This window comes from Acinetobacter sp. Marseille-Q1618, from assembly GCF_902809855.1.
In the GTDB taxonomy this organism is placed as follows: Bacteria; Pseudomonadota; Gammaproteobacteria; order Pseudomonadales; family Moraxellaceae; genus Acinetobacter.
This window is the reverse complement of the sequence record NZ_CADDWJ010000003.1, coordinates 48666-68279: the sequence shown is the minus strand read 5'-3', so window position 1 is coordinate 68279 and position 19614 is coordinate 48666. Positions and strand designations below refer to the sequence as shown.

The 19614-nt window shown below is 37.7% G+C and carries 17 protein-coding genes; 11 read left to right on the top strand and 6 right to left on the bottom strand.

Annotated features, from left to right (window positions below):
- Positions 1–5: 5 nt before the first annotated feature.
- The 4 genes from HUS24_RS14230 to sdsA form a co-directional block, all read right to left on the bottom strand.
- Positions 6–1280, bottom strand: a complete 1275-nt coding sequence (locus HUS24_RS14230) for an efflux RND transporter periplasmic adaptor subunit (RefSeq protein WP_173912650.1) — start codon at positions 1278–1280, stop codon at positions 6–8.
- Entirely contained in the window at positions 1280–1921 is a 642-nt protein-coding gene (locus HUS24_RS14225) for a phosphatase PAP2 family protein (protein WP_173912649.1), read from the bottom strand. The genes HUS24_RS14230 and HUS24_RS14225 overlap by 1 nt, the downstream gene beginning before the upstream one ends.
- A 162-nt stretch (positions 1922–2083) precedes the next feature.
- Positions 2084–4135 carry a site-specific recombinase gene (locus HUS24_RS14220; RefSeq protein WP_173912648.1) on the bottom strand — a complete coding sequence of 684 codons (2052 nt, stop codon included), beginning with the start codon at positions 4133–4135 and terminating at the stop codon, positions 2084–2086.
- Between the two features lie 20 nt (positions 4136–4155).
- Positions 4156–5139, bottom strand: coding sequence for an All-trans-nonaprenyl-diphosphate synthase (sdsA, locus tag HUS24_RS14215; protein ID WP_173912647.1), 984 nt, complete (start codon positions 5137–5139; stop codon positions 4156–4158).
- A 431-nt stretch (positions 5140–5570) separates the two neighbouring features.
- Here sdsA and rplU point away from each other — a divergent pair, with 431 nt between their 5' ends.
- From rplU to HUS24_RS14165, 10 genes are all read left to right on the top strand, one after another.
- A complete protein-coding gene (gene rplU / locus HUS24_RS14210; RefSeq protein WP_010113102.1) occupies positions 5571–5882 on the top strand; it encodes a 50S ribosomal protein L21 in 312 nt (103 codons plus the stop codon).
- Between the two features lie 19 nt (positions 5883–5901).
- Positions 5902–6159, top strand: coding sequence for a 50S ribosomal protein L27 (rpmA, locus tag HUS24_RS14205; RefSeq protein ID WP_065994948.1), 258 nt, complete (start codon positions 5902–5904; stop codon positions 6157–6159).
- A gap of 218 nt (positions 6160–6377) precedes the next feature.
- The gene (gene lolA / locus HUS24_RS14200; RefSeq protein WP_173912646.1) at positions 6378–7073 is read left to right on the top strand and encodes an outer membrane lipoprotein chaperone LolA; all 696 of its coding nucleotides are present in this window, start codon (positions 6378–6380) and stop codon (positions 7071–7073) included.
- 122 nt (positions 7074–7195) lie between these two features.
- A complete protein-coding gene (locus HUS24_RS14195; RefSeq protein WP_173912838.1) occupies positions 7196–8671 on the top strand; it encodes a carotenoid oxygenase family protein in 1476 nt (491 codons plus the stop codon).
- A gap of 159 nt (positions 8672–8830) precedes the next feature.
- Positions 8831–9643 carry an RsiV family protein gene (locus tag HUS24_RS14190; RefSeq protein ID WP_173912645.1) on the top strand — a complete coding sequence of 271 codons (813 nt, stop codon included), beginning with the start codon at positions 8831–8833 and terminating at the stop codon, positions 9641–9643.
- 114 nt (positions 9644–9757) lie between these two features.
- A complete protein-coding gene (serS, locus tag HUS24_RS14185) occupies positions 9758–11029 on the top strand; it encodes a serine--tRNA ligase (RefSeq protein ID WP_173912644.1) in 1272 nt (423 codons plus the stop codon).
- Between the two features lie 106 nt (positions 11030–11135).
- Positions 11136–14012 (top strand): UvrD-helicase domain-containing protein, encoded by a 2877-nt coding sequence (locus HUS24_RS14180; RefSeq protein WP_173912643.1) that lies wholly within the window; start codon positions 11136–11138, stop codon positions 14010–14012.
- Between the two features lie 18 nt (positions 14013–14030).
- Positions 14031–15404 (top strand): siroheme synthase CysG, encoded by a 1374-nt coding sequence (gene cysG, locus HUS24_RS14175; protein ID WP_173912642.1) that lies wholly within the window; start codon positions 14031–14033, stop codon positions 15402–15404.
- 102 nt (positions 15405–15506) lie between these two features.
- A complete protein-coding gene (locus tag HUS24_RS14170) occupies positions 15507–15986 on the top strand; it encodes a tRNA (cytidine(34)-2'-O)-methyltransferase (protein WP_173912641.1) in 480 nt (159 codons plus the stop codon).
- A gap of 395 nt (positions 15987–16381) precedes the next feature.
- The gene (locus tag HUS24_RS14165) at positions 16382–16696 is read left to right on the top strand and encodes a hypothetical protein (RefSeq protein WP_173912640.1); all 315 of its coding nucleotides are present in this window, start codon (positions 16382–16384) and stop codon (positions 16694–16696) included.
- Positions 16697–16885: 189 nt separating this feature from the next.
- On the opposite strand, the gene HUS24_RS14160 is transcribed toward HUS24_RS14165, so the two are convergent.
- The gene (locus tag HUS24_RS14160) at positions 16886–17257 is read right to left on the bottom strand and encodes a helix-turn-helix domain-containing protein (protein WP_173912639.1); all 372 of its coding nucleotides are present in this window, start codon (positions 17255–17257) and stop codon (positions 16886–16888) included.
- Between the two features lie 120 nt (positions 17258–17377).
- On the opposite strand from HUS24_RS14160, the gene HUS24_RS14155 reads away from it, so the two are divergent.
- On the top strand, positions 17378–17932 hold the full coding sequence (locus HUS24_RS14155) for a flavodoxin family protein (protein WP_173912638.1): 555 nt from the start codon (positions 17378–17380) through the stop codon (positions 17930–17932).
- 58 nt (positions 17933–17990) lie between these two features.
- Here the strand turns inward: HUS24_RS14155 and HUS24_RS14150 are convergent, their stop codons facing one another.
- Entirely contained in the window at positions 17991–19376 is a 1386-nt protein-coding gene (locus HUS24_RS14150; protein ID WP_173912637.1) for an APC family permease, read from the bottom strand.
- Positions 19377–19614: the final 238 nt, after the last annotated feature.

The window sequence follows — 19614 nt, the reverse complement described above, 5'->3', positions numbered from 1 at the left end:
ACCCCTTATGCATTTGAAGTAGCTTTTTGTTCAGTTGCTTTATCTTGCTGAGCAGGTTGTGCTGCTCCACCTGTTTTTTGTTGAGCCGCAGCTGGATTTGCTCCCTGAGGTGCAGCAGCTTGTGGCTGATAAGGTTTAGCAACAACTTGTTGTTCAGGTTTAACTTTAGCAATACCGTCAACAATGACTTTATCACCCGTGTTTAAACCTTGCGTTACAATCCAGTTTTGACCCTGAACACCTGCGGTTGTAATGGGACGTGCCTCAACAGCGCCTTTGGCATTGACAAGCATTGCCATGGCTTGACCTGTTGGTGTGCGAGTAATCGCAGCTTGTGGAATCAAGTACGCATTTGGAATAATCCCTTGTACGATTTGCGCATTGGCAAACATACCTGGTAATAACAAATGATTTGGATTTGAGAATACCGCACGTAAAGTCACCGAACCTGTTTCAGGATTTACACTTGCATCAGAAAATGCCAAATTCCCTTCGATCGGGTAAGTGCTTCCATCTTCAAGCTTTAAGCGAACTTTGGTATTGTTGCTGCGGTCAATGCTGCCTTGGCTCAATTGTTGACGTAAACGTAATAATTCAGCGCTCGACTGATTAATGTCGACATAAATTGGGTCAAGTTGTTGAATCGTCACTAAAGCATTGGCTTGACTTGCAGTAACTAAAGCACCCGCAGTAACTGAAGAGCGACCAGACTGACCTGAAATCGGTGAGCGAACAGTAGAGTAACCAAGGTCAATTTGTGCATTTTTCACAGCCGCATTGGATGCAGCGATGTCTGCTTCAGCCAATTTGATCTGCGCCAATAAATCATCATATTCTTGTTTAGACACCGCATTGATACCAACAAGCTGACGATAACGATTGGCTTTGACTTGTAATGCATTAAGATTGGCTTGTTGACGTACAAGCGCAGCTTTTGCACTGTCCAAGTTCGCACGGTTGGTACTCGAGTCAATTTCATACAAAGGTTGCCCTTCACGTACAAAACTACCTTCAGTAAACAAGCGTTTTAAAATCACACCACTGGTTTGAGGTCGTACTTCAGACATTTGGTATGCAGAAGTACGTCCAGAGAGTTCAACCATTTGTTCAACACTTTGTGGTTGAGCAACAATGACACCAACTTCTGTCGGCGGCATTTTTTGGGCAGCAGCGCCACCTTGCTGTGCATCTTTTGGATCTTTGCTGCAACCCACAAGTGCAATACTTGTTGCTAAAGCACAAGCAGTAAGGGCAGGAGCCCAAAGCTTTGCCGACATCATTATTCCACCTCGTTTAGATGTTTATCTAAAAATAATTTGTTCATACTCAACATGTGTTTCAAAAGTAAGCGGCAAATGAGAGAAACCCAAATGAAACCGATACTCCAACCTGCAATGACATCGGTTGGAAAATGAGCACCCACATAGACTCTTGAAAATCCCATACTTAAACACCACAAACAAGCCAAAAAGATAAAAAATTTAGCGTGTGTATGTCGAAAAAATATAAAAATCATTAAGCTAGCAAGTACAGCTGCATATATGCTGTGCGCACTAGGGAATGATGCGCCATAAGTTTGAACCATTTGGTAAACAGTTTCGGGTCGAGGACGATGAATATAATATTTTAATATCCAACCTATCGCCGAAGCACCCAATAAACTCACACTTATCAACACGATGTTTGCATATTTTTTTACATATGCTTGCTGCAAACACCATATCCCACAGATCAACAACATGGCAGGCAAACCACCAAGATAAGACAAAGCAACTGCGGCATAACTGAAAACATCCATGCGATGCAGGCTTATCCAACTGACAGTAGACCAGTCAAGTTGTTGTATATATGGAATATTTAATCCTATACAACTTATACTAAATCCAATACAACCAATCAAAAATAGAAGGGTATAAGGCATATGAGATGACCTTGCTATTCTGTATCACACATGTCGAGATTAAATAGTGTGCTAAAGTGTACTTGTCAGTACACTTTTTTTCAAGTCACTATAAATGAGTAATTTATAGTAATTTCTTTTTTTTCAAGTTTTAATCATTTGCACAAAATGATAACAATTTGCTTAATGATGATTTTTGTGCCCTGTAGATGAATGCTCTTCCACCTGTAAAGCTTGTTTTGGTGGCCAGAAAAAGTCGAGAGGGCGTGTAAAAAAGTGCGTAAAAACCAATTTTGCCAAAGGCTTCCATTGTTCAAAACGAACTTGTCTAGCTCTTAATGCCACAATAATCGTCAAACTAAAACTTACAAATAAGTTGGTAACACCTATCAGCAAAACACCTAAAAAAGAAATAATAATCAATCCGATATCTGGTGTTCCATTGACACACATCAAACCTTGAATAAAGTTTGCAGAAGCAAAAGCAATGTGTCGAATATCTAAAGGAAGACCTAAAATAAAGCCAACTGTTCCCATACTTCCAAGCATAATGCCAAATAAGAAATTACCTGCCAAAGCACCTAGATTTCGTTCAATGTAGGCTGCAAAGTTATTTAATTTCTCTTGTCCCATCCAGCTTTTTAAGCGAGGATGTGCTTTGATACGTGGTCCAACTTTACGATAGACCGCCATGTTATCGAAATAACCTGCGATCAATCCAGATAAGAACAAACATACCCCAGCGATTGCCGCATGTGGCACAGCCAAAGAGGTAAATGGATTTAGGCTATGCAACACATAGGTGGCTTTAGTATGGGACAGCAAAGGCTCATGCATGCCAGCTTGCCAAAAATAGGTAATCAATGCTGCCGTTGGAATTGCTATCGAAATATTGCCTAGAATCGCAATAAACTGTGTACGGATAATATTAATAATCAGGGCTGCCAGCTCAGCAATCTGTGCGGTTTTAGAACCTTTACGATGTTGCACAGTCGAAGCAAGGGCTGCTGCTGTCATCGCAGGCTGTTTAGTTGCCACAGTAAAGTGCAGCACATGAATAAACATAAAGCCTAATGAATAATTCATACTAAACAAGAAAGCTTGCATTAAAGGCGCAAGCGTTAAGCGAGCAGTCAGAATTTTTAAGGTTGCCATAGTGGCAATAATGACACCTGCGCCTGCAGCCGCCTTATACATACCAAAAAAGCCATTCTTATCGGTACTTACATAGTGCTCACCCGTTTTACTGGCATTTTCAGTTACTTGCAGTGCAATCAGTTCGCTATTGGTTTTGAGTAAGTGGCGAACACTGGTTTCATTATAATGCGCATGCACCAAATCAATGATTAAATCACCACAAGAAGCGGCACGCACTTTATCTTCTTCAACAATGAGATTCAGTAAAATTTCGACGCGATCAAGACATTGTTCAAGCAATGACAATAAATAAGTCAAACTTAAACTGACCCCGATGCGTTTGGTTGCACGGCGAATTTTTAAAACCACATCACGACATTGCTCAATCATGACCAACGCCTGATCAGCATCAGGTGGTACAGTAACTGCGATTTCATCGGCATTTCGATATTGCTTTTTATAGGCAATAATAAATTCTACGATTTCACGGTTTTGTACCAAGAACGGTGATTCATATTCACTCAGTTCAGGATAAGCATTAATAAATTCAGGATATAAGCCAATGCCACTGATGCGATAGGACAATACCGTGATCGCTGTGATCATCTCATGTTTGACATTGAGCTCTGCTCTTAGAAAATGACCTTGGGTGAGGATGTGGAAAAGCTGATTCCACTGTTCATCTTTTATATGCTCGAGCCAATATTTATCGTTGCGTTGGTGAAAAACATTACCAACCAAATCACGAAGATCAGTTTCATCTCTTAATAATGGTAAAAAATACGCACCTAAACGCTGTGAAAGCTGATTCCAAAAACCATCCAGTGACAAAATACCGCTGTCAGCATATAAGTTGGCTTGTTTGTGCTGATTAATAATTTTGAGCAAATAGCCCTGCACATTCAAAGCGGCAGTGGGTGTAATCAATAAAGCTTGAATAAATGCTTGAACATTGTGTTGTGTTTGTTCTACATCGTGACTATCTAGAGGACGAATGCGATTGACGAGCTCAATCAAAAGAGATTCATTTGGAATAGCTTGAGGAGACTCAAGCTGTTCCTGCATGTTTAGAAAAATATCATTAAATTTTATATGCATAAGCAAGTTAAAAGTTCAGTTTATTGAATTCGATGTAATGCAAGCTGCGCCAAATTAAATAAAGCTTGGCGATAAATGCTCTCAGGTAAATGTTCTAAAGCGCGAATAGCTGTTTCAGTTTCTTCTGTAGCGCGTTGACGGCAATAATCCAAAGCACCAGAATTATGGACAATTTGAATAACTTGTTCTAAATGTTCAGTACCACCTGTTGCGATACTTTTACGAACGATTTCATGCTGCTCGCCCGTTGTGTTTTGTAAAGCTGAGATTAACGGCAAAGTGGGTTTGCCTTCCATTAAATCATCACCAATATTTTTACCTAATGTTTCAGCATCAGAGGTGTAATCTAAAATATCATCAATGATTTGAAAGGCATTACCAAAATGACCTGCAAATAAACGTAACGGTTCACGGTATTCAGGTTTACCCGCTAAAATCGCTGCACCTTCAGTTGCCAGCTCAAACAATCGTGAAGTTTTACCATGAATAATATCTAAGTAAGTTTGCTCATCTGTTTCTGGTTGATGTTGTGCTTGCAGTTGTAAAACCTCACCTTCTGCAATTTCGCATGTACCCGTTGAGAAATCTTTCAGCAATACCATGCTGTCCAAATCAACCAAAAGATCAAAAGCACGAGATATTAGAAAATCCCCGACTAAAACCGCAGTTTGATTATTCCATGTTGCATTTGCAGTTGGGCGACCACGGCGTAAACCTGACTCATCCACGACATCGTCATGTACCAAAGTTGCGGTATGTAGCATTTCTATGATGGCAGCAAGTTTACGATATGCTTCCATATCATGGTCTTGTGCGCCACATGCTTTTGCTGCGAGTAGGCACATGATTGGACGCATACGCTTGCCACCAGCTTCAACCACGTGTTTGCTGACTGCCATCACCAAAGCAACTTTAGAGGTAATTCCTTCATTAATAAATTTATCCATCGCTGCAAAGTCAGTGGCAACAGGCGCGAGAATATCTTGCTTAAAGTCGATGGTCATGTGAAGGAAACCTCATACAAATGCATTTTTAAGTTGTTAGTGTAACAATTAACACCAGTAAATGTTGCGATTGAAAACAGTCATTGTACTGAATCTTAATGAGATGTTCTTAATTTGTCCAAAAACTGATGAAATCTTATCTGTTCTGTAAGTCGTTCTTTTGTGCTACATAGTAGCGAAATTGTATGAAAAATCTATTTTAATTTATGTAAAAAATGAAAAACATGACTGAATTCAAATATTCAGCATTAAAAAAAAAGCCTATTATTTTTGAACAAATAATAAACAGATAGAATATTTAGCTAAAATGGCTTGTTGTTTAGTCCATTATCACTTAAAATCTTTGCCCTTGTATAACCCCCAGTAGCGTTCGTTATAAGATCGAAATATTCCTTTTTCGGCACGACGATACGGGCTAGTTGGAGTACATTATGTACGCAGTAATCCAAAGCGGTGGTAAACAGCACCGTGTTGTTGAGGGTGAAACCCTTAAAGTTGAATTGTTGAAAGCTGAAACTGGCGCGACTATTACATTTGATGATGTATTAATGGTTGTGAATGGCGAAAGCATTCAAATCGGTGCTCCAGTTGTTGCTGGCGCAAAAGTAACTGCAGAAGTGGTTGGTCATGGTCGTCACGACAAAATCCGTATTGTTAAAATGCGTCGTCGTAAACATTACCGTAAACAACAAGGTCACCGTCAATGGTTCACTGAGTTGAAAATTACTGCGATCGCAGGCTAATCACTAGGAGTAAGTAGACATGGCAACTAAAAAAGCCGGTGGTTCGACACGAAATGGTCGTGATTCAAACCCTAAAATGTTAGGTGTTAAAATGTACGGTGGTCAAGCTGTGACTGCTGGTAACATCATCGTTCGTCAACGCGGTACAGAGTTCCACGCGGGTACAAACGTAGGTATGGGTCGTGACCATACTTTATTTGCTACTGCTGACGGCGTAATCAAATTTGAAGTGAAAGGTCAGTTTGGCCGTCGCTATGTATCTGTTGAAACTGCATAAGTTTTAGTAGTACAAAAAGACCCGCTTTATTGCGGGTTTTTTTATGCGTTTAAGTTTTTAAAAGTTTAAAGAAAATCTCCATCATGATGAATGAATTTCTACAAATTATGCTAATAACAATACAAAACTTCTTATTTTCTCTAATATTAGCGCTAAAATTTGGTTTATGATAAATCATCTAACAAATTGCGATTGAGCAAATATATAAAGGTGAACATATGAATATGCTTCGTAAAACCATGGGCGCAGTAGCAATCAGTGCAACTCTGCTTGCACCTGCGATGAGCACAACAGTTTTTGCTGCAACTGCCGCAACGGAGCAACAAGCCACCAGTAACTTGGTGAAACAGTTAAGCGGAATCCAAAGTTTATCCGCAAACTTTGAGCAAACCACCAAAGCCACAGGTGGGAGTAAAGTTGCTCAACAAAAAGGTTTATCTGCACAGCATATGAACCAAACCTTTAAAGGGGTGATGAAAGTTGCACGTCCTGGTAAGTTCTATTGGGAAACAACTTCTCCAGCAAAACAAACCATTGCTACGACTGGTAAAATGGTATGGATCTATGATCCAGACTTACAACAAGCAGTACGTCAAAGCTTAGATGAGCAAGTGGCAAATACGCCAGCATTGTTACTTTCAGGAAATACAGCCCAAATTCAAAAGGCTTATCGTATTACCCAACCTGATCGCAGTAAAACGTATTACACCTTGTTCCCTAAAGATAAAGAGGGAGCATTCCAAAGTTTAACCATTAGTTTTGGTGCAAATAAAGCGCCATCTTTGATGATTTTACAAGACTCACTAGGTCAAACGACACATGTGAAATTTAGCAATGTGAAATTGAATCCATCCATTCCAGCTTCAACTTTCAATTTCGCACCACCGAAAGGTACAGATATTATTGATCAATAATTCTGTATAGATTTAAAGCAGCTTTCGGGCTGCTTTTTTTATGAAAATAAAATCAAAATATAGAGCTATTTAAAGAATTACATTATGCTCAATCCAAAATGGAAAGACTTTCTGAGAAAGAAATGCATCATAAACAACACAATAAAACATTGCATTATCCTAAAATGAATAGGTTTATTTCCTATAAAAATAAATTTCAACAGTGGTTGATCAAGCTGATCGGTCAGATGTTAAGAAGTCAGAAAACACATCAAGAAGTCAATATTTATAAAAATAAGATTTATCAACCAGTGAAAGAAACTGAACAGTATGAGTTGAAAGTTTGTGGAGAAATCCCTAAGCAGTTAAATGGATTATTACTTCGTATCGGGTCAAATCCAATCCATGTTACACAGCCTCGTTTATTTGATTGGTATCTCGGGGATGGTATGTTACATGCATTAGAACTACAAAATGGTCAAGCATTATCCTTTAAAAGTACATTGCTTGCTACCGATCAAGTACAATATATAAAAGCTCAAGCACAGATTGAAGGTTTTAGGCGTGGCGCACATGATGTTGTAAATACTAATATTTTTGCACATGCAGGTCTGCTTTGGGCTGTGATTGAAGCTGGTGCATTTCCAATATGTCTAGATAAACAGCTTAATAGCTTGCGTTATCAGTTGTTTAATAGTGATGCCAATTTGCCTTTTACCGCACATCCTCGTAAAGACAGGCAAACGGGGCATTTACATGCAATTTGTTATGATGCTTTGAAATGTAAAAATGCCTACTATGAAGTGATTGATGAAGAGGGACAGTTAATTCATTTTACTGAAATTGAATTGGCGCATGCACCCATGATTCATGATTGTTTGCTTACTGAAAAAGAAATAATAGTATTTGATGGCTCGATTACATTTTCAGTCAAGCATCTGTTACAAGGTTATAGTGTTCCATATACATGGAATCCAAAGAAAATGATGCGTATCGGAATATTACCTAAATATGCCAATGCTGAACAGATCGTTTGGATTGAACTAGAACCGTGTTTTGTATTTCATGCTGCAAATGCTTATCGAGCGGATCAGGAACAGATTATTATCGATGTTTTAGTGCATCATACTGATTTTAGACATACTCAACATGCTGCTTATGAGTCGCAACATGCTCAATTGGAACGTTGGTCTATTGATCTTGCAACACAACAGTTACATAGAGAATTGTTAGATTCACAAGTTCAAGAATTTCCTAAAATTGATGAGCGTTTTACGGGAATATTTTATCGTTATTTGTACACTCTAAAATTTAGACATTCTGAGGCTTTTAATCAGATGTGCATACATGATTTATTGCTAAAAAGATCTATACATTATGATTTTGGTTTAGGTTGGGGCGTAGGAGAAGTGACCTTTACACCTGAAACGGTGGAGAGTGCAGAAGGGTGTGGTTATTTAATGGCTTATGTACATCGCTTAGATGGTGGTGCTGCAAAAGTTGCTATTTTGAAAGTAGATGGTTTAGAGATTCAACTTCAAGCAGAGATTGATTTAGGCGTGCATATTCCTTTAGGTTTTCATTGTAATTGGGTGAATGATTTTGAGTTAAGTGATTGAATTATTTTATTTAAAAAAATAATTTAGAAAAGAAAAATTGAGCCCTTAAACAAGAAATTAAGAAAGCAAAACCGTTAGCAATTACAATAATGAATTTTATTTTGAAATTTCTAGTCTTATGATAGGTGTTATCGCAATACATGTTTGAAAGACATCAGAATGCAAATACATTTAAAAAAAACTTGGATTATTTCAGCGCTATTCTCAGCTTTATTGATGGCTTCAGGTTGTCAAGAAAAGCCTGCATCATCAGCAGATGCACAAGCTTCCAGTAGCCAAGCCAAAACAGAGCAGATTCCACTCATTCAAGCCAAAGTTACACGTGTAGAATTACCAAGAAAGCAGTTTTGTGATGAAGATGGATGCACCCAATATGACTTACAAACAGTCAAGACTGATATTGCTTGGATTGATGATTATTTCCTAAATCGCATTAAAAAAGATGTACCGATTGCATTTGAAAAAGATCAAAAAACTACACAAGCTGCCAGTGAAGCTGCTGATCTTAAAGGTTTAAATCAAAATTCAATCTATGTCCGTTTTATTTCTCAACAGTACAACTTAGCGACATTTATGATTCAGTCCTATACCTACGCAGCAGGTGCCGCACATGGGATGTATCATAATGAATATGTGACTTTTGATTTGAGCACTCAAAAACGCTTAGCCTTGACTGATATTTTAAAACCGAATGTTGAAACAAAAGTCGCAGAACAGCTTTATGATGCCAACGCTAACTGGTTAACACAGCACGACATTACCCGTGAAAAATTACAACTCAGCGATAACTATTATTATGGTTCAAAAGGGATTGTATTTGTGTATCCATTGTATGAGTTGGCATCTTATGCAGAAGGCATGACGGAACTCACCTTACCTTATTTGTCTGCAAAAGATTTGGTCAAAGCTGAATATTTACCAAGTTTACCTGTCGTTGAAGCGGTTGCAGAAGAAGCACCTCAAGCGGAATAAGCCAAATTTTCAACGAATTATCAAAATCTATAGTGTGAGTTGGTTAGGTTACTGTATTTTTTGCAGTGAAGCGCTTACACTATAGACAGTTTTTTTGTCTTATTTAGATTGACTATGATCGACCCGAAATTAATCAGAAATAATATCGAGGCTGTAAATTTAGCCTTAGCAAAACGTGGTGTGCAACTCAATGTAGAAGAATGGGCATCACTAGAAGCTCGTCGTAAAGAGATTCAGTCTCGTACTGAAAATTTACAGGCAGAGCGTAATTCGGGTGCAAAACAAGTTGGTCAAATAAAAAAAGCAGGTGGTGATGCCTCTGAAATCATGGCACGCATGTCAGCGATTGGTGATGAAATCAAAGCTGCTGAAGCTGAGTTGAATGAGTTACAGGCCGAGCTTGATGCAAAACTCATGTCTATTCCAAATATGCCACATGAGTCTGTGCCTGAGGGTAAAGATGAAAGTGACAATGTTGAAATCTTAAAATGGGGTACACCGCGTCAGTTTGATTTTGAGATCAAAGACCATACTGATCTAGGTGAAATGATGGGCGGTTTGGAGTTTGAAACAGCGACCAAACTGACAGGGACTCGTTTCAGTGTACTGAAAGGTCCATTGGCACGTTTACAACGTGCATTGACACAGTTCATGTTAGATACACATACGCTTAAAAATGGTTATACCGAAGCGTATGTGCCGTATTTAGTCAATGCGGATTCTTTACGTGGTACAGGTCAACTACCTAAATTTGAAGAAGATTTATTCAAATTGCAAGGTGAAAAAGAATATTATCTGATTCCAACGGCTGAAGTTCCAGTAACTAACTTTGTTCGTGATGAAATCATTGATGCTGAACGTTTACCTTTAAAATACGCAGCACATACACCATGTTTCCGCAGTGAAGCAGGTTCTTATGGACGTGATACACGTGGTTTGATTCGCCAACACCAATTTGACAAAGTTGAAATGGTACAAATCGTTAAGCCAGAAGATTCTATGCAAGCTTTGGAAGACCTCACAGGTCATGCTGAAGGCATCTTGCAAGCACTAGGTTTACCGTATCGTAAAATCGTATTATGCGGTGGTGATATGGGCTTTGGCGCATGCAAAACTTATGATCTTGAAGTTTGGGTACCGAGCCAAAATACCTATCGTGAAATTTCTTCATGCTCAAATATGTGGGATTTCCAAGCACGTCGTATGAAAGCACGTTATCGTGCTGATCAAAAGAAAACCGAACTTGTACATACGTTGAATGGTTCTGGTTTGGCTGTTGGTCGTACTTTACTTGCAGTCATGGAAAATTATCAACGTGCTGATGGTTCGATTGAAATCCCTGAAGTGTTACGTCCATACATGGGCGGTGCAACCTATATCGATTGATCTTGAGATTATTTGTAAGATTTTAATAAGCCAAATTTAATATTTGGCTTATTTTTTGTATATTTTAAAATAGTTGAAAACTTTACTTTCTAAATGTGAGGATGACGTGGAGGTACTAATTTATAATGAGTTAGAAACAGAAAAAATATCAGGTTTTAATAAGTTAGTTGATTATTTAAAAAATGATGATTTTAAATCGGCAGATGTAAAAAAGATTCAATCAAATTTATATCGTGCTAAGTTAAATCGTAGTGATCGTATTTTATTTTCAATTTATCAGTACCAAGCTCAGAATTATATTTTAATTTTAGAATATTTAAAAAAGCATGATTATCAAGGTTCTCGTTTTTTAAATGCGGATATTGAAATCAATGAAGACTTAATCCCTGTCATTGAGTCAGTTGATGAAATTCAAACTGATGAAAAAATGGTATATGTGAATCATAATAATCCGCAGTTTGTTTATTTAAATAAATTTATTTCTTTTGATGATGTGCAGCAGCATATTTATCAACAATATCCACCCTTGGTGATCATTGGTTCAGCAGGAAGTGGTAAGACAGCAATTTTATTAGAAAAAATAAAACAGCTTGAAGGTCAGGTTTTATACGTTACTTTATCTTCATTTTTAGTAAAAAACTCCAGAGAGCTTTATTATTCAGAACATTATTATAATGATAAGCAATTGGTCGATTTTTATTCTTATCAAGATTTTATCGAAAGTATTGCTGTTCCAGATAGAAAGATTGCTGATATTGATTTTTTTATGCAGTGGTATAAAGAAAATTATAAACATAAATTCAGCGCACATAGTCTTTATGAAGAGTTTAAAGGTGTACTCACAGGCAGTATGACCGATCATGCTTATTTATCTGAAGCAGATTATTTGGCTTTAGGAATTAAACAATCTATTTTTAGTATTCATGATCGTGCAGAAGTTTATGCAATTTTTAAGCATTATTTACAGGATTTAGCAAAGAATGGTTTGGCAGATTTAAATATTCTCAGTTATGAGTATTTGCAGAAAGTGAAACCAAGTTATGATTTTGTGGTGATTGATGAAGTACAAGACATTACCACCATTCAATTATATTTAATTTTAAATAGCCTGAGTCAAAAAGGTTTATTTTTAATGTGTGGTGATGCCAATCAAATTGTGCATCCCAATTTTTTTTCGTGGGCAAAAGTTAAAAGTTTGTTTCATCGGCATGAGGAGCTACATCATGGCGCTGAAATCACGCATATATTGCAACACAATTACCGTAATGCACAGCGAATCACAGAGATTTCAAATCGTGTTTTATTACTAAAAAATGCACGTTTTGGCTCGATTGATAAAGAAAGTCATTATTTGGTACAAAGTAATGCAGAGATTCAGGGCGGTGTATATTTTTTAAAAAATACACCAGATATCTTGCATGAATTGGATAAAAAAACCTCAGTTTCGACCCAGTTCGCTGTGGTGGTGATGCATGAAGAACAGAAGAAAATGGCGCAGCGTGTGTTTAAAACGCCATTGGTTTTCGCCATCCAAGAAGCCAAAGGTTTAGAATACCAAAACATTATTTTATATAACTTTGTTAGCCAATCAACTACACATTTTAGTGAAATCTGTAGTGATATTTCTGTGCAAGACTTACAACATGATTTTAGCTATGCACGCAACAAAGACAAAGCTGATAAGTCACTGGAAATTTATAAGTTTTATATTAATGCTCTATATGTCGGTTTGACGCGTGCAATGTCCAATATTTACTGGGTAGAGCAGCAAGATCAGCATAAAATTTTTCAATTATTGGGAATGGATCAAGCTGCGGATACTTTAGATTTGCAAGATCAACAGTCGAGTTTAAAAGAATGGCAAAAAGAAGCACAAAAACTTGAATTACAAGGTAAAAAAGAACAGGCAGAGCGTATTCGTCGTGAAATCTTAAAGGAAGAATCGCCAAATTGGACAGTATTAAAAGGCAGTGAACTTCGACATTTAGAGCAAAAGGCACTGATTGAGAAAGAGAAAAAAGCCCAATTGGCATTGTTTGAATATGCGGTGGTATATCAACATCAAGCCTATTTGATGCAATTGGCAAAAATCGGTTTTAAGCCTGCGATCAATGTGTTTAATCCAAGTTATCAGGTACGCGCACAGAAAGCTGAACAAGGGCTTTTGTCAAAATATTATATGAATTATCAAATAAAGCATCCAACTGCTTTACTGAAGAAAATCGAAAAGTTTGGAATTAATCATCGTAATGAGTTTAATCAAACCCCATTGATGGCAGCGGTTTGGGCAGGAAATAGTGAATTTTACCAACAGCTTTTACAAGATGGGGCGGATGTAGATGTATTGGATGGTCAGAATTTAAATGTCTTACAAATCGCCTTACAACGTGTTCTGACACAACCCAAATATGCTAGCAACTTAGTCGAATTTGCAGCGTATTTACCACAAGACAGTATTGTTTTACAGATCTATCATCGTTTGTTCAAGTTAGAGTCACATCAACCTGAATATATGATTTTTCAATTAATGTATGTCATGAGTTTGATAGAGGGTTATCAGCGTTATGCCCGTTGGGAAAAAGCGTTTGATAGTGCGTTATTGCTCGATTATCTTAGTCTATTACCTAAATCTTTTTATGATCCTAAACGTCAAAAACGTACTTATATCAGTGCATTATTATCTAAAAATGAAGTGGATGGCAGTGATAAGTACAATAAATATTTGTTTAAACGTGTCGCACATGGACAATATTTAATTAATCCTGAATTGGTGATTAAGGTAAATGGGGAATGGCATCCGATTTATCAGAGTATGAATCTACAACGGGTTGATTTTTATATGGATGAACTAGATGTGCCTGAATTGGCAAATGATCAGCATTGGCAAGCAATGATGAAACGTGTCAATCAGTTTAATCGAAATCGCTCATCAGCGTTTTTTGATTTAATTGGTCGAGCGTATGATGATAATATTGAGCCTTAAGGCAATAGGGGTATTCAGTTGGACATTTTTCCCATCTCATTAAAATTACAAGGTCAGGTGTGCTTGTTGGTGGGTGGCGGTCATATTGCTTACCGAAAAGCATTATTGCTGGCAAAAGCAGGGGCGATCATAGAGGTGATTGCACCTGAAATTGAACAGGATTTGTTAGTACTTGTACATTCAACGCATGGGCAATATCATCCTGAAAAATTTAATTCCCAAATTAGCCTAAGTAACTTTCGTTTAGTCATTGCTGCAACCAATGACAAGGCGGTCAATCAAGCGGTTTTTGAAGCCTGTGAAATTTTAAATGTTTTGGTGAATAGTGTAGATGATCCACCACATTGTCGTTTTATGGTGCCTGCGATCATTGATCGTTCACCTTTGGTGGTGTCAATTGCCACCAATGGCGCATCCCCTGTATTGGCACGTCAGATTCGCACGCAACTTGAAGCAAGCATTCCACATGGAATGGGCAAGTTGGCTGAATTTTCAGGAAAGTGGCGTAAGATCGTCAAAGAGAAAATTAGTCATCCTGAGGAGCGCCGTATTTTCTGGGAAGATTTGTATGCCAGTCCTTTGAAAGAGCAGGTTTTCAATGACAATTTACTTGAAGCAGATCGTCTGATCGAACAAGCATTAGTTGAGTGGCAAAAGCCCAAAGGTGAAGTTTATTTGGTCGGTGCAGGACCGGGTGATCCTGAACTATTAACCTTGAAAGCATTGCGTTTAATGCAACAAGCCGATGTGATTATTTATGATCGTTTGGTATCACCTGCGATTATGGAACTTTGTCGCCGTGATGCTGAAAAAGTTTATGTGGGAAAAGCACGTTCTAATCATTCCGTGCCGCAAGAGGGCATTAATGCCCTATTAGTTAAATATGCGTCAGAAGGGAAACGTGTTTGCCGTCTAAAAGGGGGAGATCCCTTTATTTTTGGGCGTGGCGGTGAAGAAATCCAAGAATTATTTGATGCAGGCATTGGCTTTCAAGTCGTTCCTGGAATTACCGCAGCTTCAGGTTGTTCTGCTTATGCTGGTATTCCACTCACACATCGAGATTATGCGCAAAGTGTTCGCTTTCTGACAGGGCATTTAAAAGAAGGTTCACCTGAGCTGCCTTGGAGTGAATTGGTGTATGAAAATCAAACCCTTGTTCTATATATGGGCTTGGTCGGTTTAGAAAAAATCTGTGAAAAGTTGATTGCACATGGTCAACGTCCAAATATGCCTGTTGCGCTGATTTCTAAAGGTACAACACCAGAGCAAAAAGTTGTAGTGGGAACTTTGGCAGACATTGCCTCGAAAGTTGAACAGCATCAGATTCAAGCACCGACTTTAACTATTATTGGTGAAGTGGTGAGTTTGCGTGAACAGCTTCAGTGGTTATAAAATCTCTCTATTGCGCTTTGATCTAAAGGGCTTTGCTCAAAAGATGTGATATTTAAGCTACATCTTTGCCTAAGTAAATTTTAAAAAGTTGAGAAATCTCCTGTGATTCATGTTGTTTTATACGAACCCGAAATTCCTGCAAATACAGGAAACATCATCCGTTTATGTGCCAATACTGGTGCGCAATTACATTTGGTGAAGCCACTTGGTTTTGAGCTGGATGATAAAAAGTTGCGTCGTGCAGGGTTGGACTATCATGAATGGGCGCATATGAAAGTTTGGGAAAATTTTGCAGAATGTCTTGCGCATTTAAAAGCTCAAGGCATTGATCAGGATGCAATTTACCCTTTAACTACTAAAGGTTTTGAAACGCCACATACTTCAAATTTAAATCGTCCTGTAGCGCTACTTATGGGGCCTGAAACACGTGGCTTACCTGAAAACGTGCGTATGTTATTTCCTGAACAACATTGGATTCGTTTACCGATGGCGCCAAACTCTCGTAGTTTAAATTTATCTAATGCGACTGCGGTGATTTTATATGAAGCATGGCGACAGCAGGGCTTTAAAGAACTGACATAATCCAACGCATTGAGATGCTCATAAAAATAGGCATTTTTTATACTTCTAAGATGTTATACCATTCTTGAAAATTAACATAATATAAATGGTTTATTTTTGACGGAGTCTTACATCTAAAATTTATCTTTAGGGACTAGCCTTCGGCTCGACCTACTTTTGTTTTGGCAAAAGTAGGCAAAACCATTGTCATCCACAGAACTCGACAAATACCATAAATTGATTGATGTATTGCAAAAACATTATCAATCATTAGTAATCCTGCCTCAAACAACTGTGGATGACGTTTCCGCGTCTCAATTCATGATTGGAAGTAGAAAAAAATCATTCCAAAATATATTATAAAACTTTTATTAATTGGTATTAATATCAGTCATAACTTAAAAATAGAGCTGTTCATGTTAAGACGTACAATTATTTTACTGATACTTTTGATGTCTATGACAATGCTTTATGCTTCGGATCAATTAAAAAATAGTGATCTTGCGTCATTAGAACAAAAGCAAGAGCAACTCAATCAAATCATTGAACAATTTGATCAATCACAAAAGAAATTTAATAAAGATTTTGATCATTGGGTGAGTTCAATTAGTGAAGCAGATATTTATTTTGTCAATGGAAAAGAGCAACTCGCACCGAACAAATCTCAGCAAGGTTGTCAGATTCTGCAGCAGATCATAGATGATCTTGATGGGCAAATGAATAAAATATGAATTTTAGCGGATGAATTAGGCAGTAGTACAGAAGAATTACCTAAACGTGATCAACTCATTGAAAAGATTGACTTAGCATCTGAAGATTTTAAGAAAATCGGTATGCAATGTCTGCTTCATTAAACTAATTTAAAATGAATGATTTTTTCGAGTCAACGAAGACTAAAGCCTAGATATCCAAATCCTAAATTATAGACTAGCTTCATCATATTTTCTTTGTGCTTCAATCACATACTGCATATGGCTTTCTGCCCAAAGCTTAAATTGAAAAGCCGTTTTTGCCAGTTCTTCGCCAAGATGTGTCAAGGCATATTCCACACGAATAGGACGTGTATCTAAAATCTCACGCACAATAAAACCATCACGTTCGAGCATTTTTAGTTTCTGTGAAAGAACCTTCGGTGAAATTCCAATAATCTTCTTTTTCAGTGCATTGAAATGCTCAGGATTCATTCTTAAAGTATCTAAAATAAACAGTACCCATTTATCAGCCATATTGTCAAAAAATAGCCGTGATGGGCAGTTCGGATGATACACATTAAAATGAGGCGTTGTATTCATAGCGAATAATCCAAAATATTTCACTTAGGATAACATAAGCAGTTACCTAAAAGTAACTAATTGACAGTTAGTATCAAAAATATATCATATAAATATCTTAATTTATTTGGAACTTAAAAAATGTCAAAAGTTACTGTCGTTTATTATTCTGGTTATGGTCATACTAAAGTGATTGCTGAAAATTTTGCGCAAGAAATTCAAGCAGATTTGATTGCAATCGATCAGGAAGGCAATATTTCAGAACAAGATTGGAATAATTTAGACCAATCAGATGCGATTGTATTTGGTGCACCAACCTATATGGCATCAACCCCATGGCAATTTAAAAAGTTTGCGGATGATTCATCTAAGCGATGGTTTGCACGTACTTGGCAAGATAAGATTTTTGCAGGTTTTACCAATAGCGGTAGTTTAAATGGTGATAAGCAAATGACGCTGATTCAAATGCAAGCTTTGGCTCTTCAACATGGTGGTATTTGGGTAAGTTTAGGTATTTTACCTTCAAATACAAAAGCTGCTACGCATAATGATATTAACTATATGGGAAGTTTTGGTGGGGCAATGGTGCAAAGTCCAGCAGATGCTTCAGTGAATGAGATTCCTCAGGGCGATTTAGATACAGTCAAAGCCTATGCAAAACGTGTACAAGCAATCACAGATAAATTTGTAGCTTAATTAATAAAATAAAAGGCGCATACAGCGCCTTTTATTGATTTGAACACGTCAAATACAATTATTCATGTTCATTATGTTGCGGTGCAGGGTAACGGAAACCTTTGGTTTTATAACCTAGGTACAAGATACCAAACATTGCCCACCATAAACCAAACTTCAATGCTCTGTCTTCAATTTCAAGCCACATCGCAAAGATACTGATGAAACCGAGTAGAGGAATAATCACAAAGCTCAAGATGTCTTTAAATGATTTGGTTCGACCATCACGTAATGCATAGCGTGAAATAACTGATAAATTTACAAAGGTAAATGCAGTTAAAGCACCAAAGCTAATCATGGAAATGACAATGTCTAAATCCATAAAGCCTGCGGTTAAAGCAACACCGCCTACAATTAAGATATTGTAAGATGGCGTGTAATTTTTCGGGCTGATATGACCAAATATTTTCTTATTAATGACACCATCACGACCCATCACATACATCAAACGTGATACCCCTGCGTGTGCTGAGATACCCGAAGCCATCACGGTAATGATCGCAAAATACAACACGATGGTTTTGAATGCGACACCACCAACTGCTTGGAGAATATCAGGCTGGGTTGCTGCCACATCTTCAAAGTAAGTCTTAGGATCATTTGGGAAATAAATCTGCATGAAATAAGTACTGACAATGAAAATAACCCCAGCAAATAATGCAGTCATAAAGATCGCACGAGGCAGAGTTTTTTCAGTATCTTTGGTTTCTTCAGCAAGCGAACTCAACGAGTCAAAGCCTGTAAATGAGAAACAAAGTAGCGTCGCACCAGTAATCAATGCACCAAGACTGGTCATCTCATTCCAAAATGGCTCTAAGCTCCAAAGCTGATATTTGGCATTGACCAAAGTACCATCAGCATTGACACCACTGGCAAGCAGTTGATACACCATCCAAGTAAAGTAAGCGATGACACCTAACTGCACAAAAACAATGAGACTGTTGAAGTTTGCAACGAACTTCGCCCCACGTAAGTTCACCGCAGTCATGACCGCAGTTAATCCAACCACCCATACCCAATGGTTTACTTCAGGAAAAAGTGCTTCCAAATAGATCACAGCTAAGATGATATTGACCATTGGAGAGAGTAAATAATCTAACCATGATGACCAACCCACCATAAACCCGACGTTAGGGTGAATAGATTTTTGCGCATAAGTATAGGCAGAACCCGAAGAAGGATATCGACGGATCATATGACCATAACTAATGGAGGTAAATAAAATTGCAACTAAAGCAATAATATATGAAGTAGGAACATGGAAATGACTTTCTTCTGATACTAAGCCAAAAGTATCAAAAAGTGTCATAGGTTGAATATAAGCCAAACCGATAATAATGATGTGCCAGAAACCTAGCGTTTTTTGCAGTTTAGCTGCCGATTGAGTCCCAGTGTTAATTGTCAACGGCGTTATCCTCTTAATCGTTGATCAAGGATCAGTCATATATCTAAGGATCGTTTGAGACGAACGATCCCCCCTACAAATAAAACAAAAGTGCGCCAATCTACTCCAATTGCAAACTTTTGTCAGTAACTTTACGCATTTTTTTAGCAGAAAATATGCCACTTGGTAGAAAATTAATCCAAATTTATTTTCTGCAAATGAAAAGCCCGATGCTTTACAACATCAGGCTTATTTACAG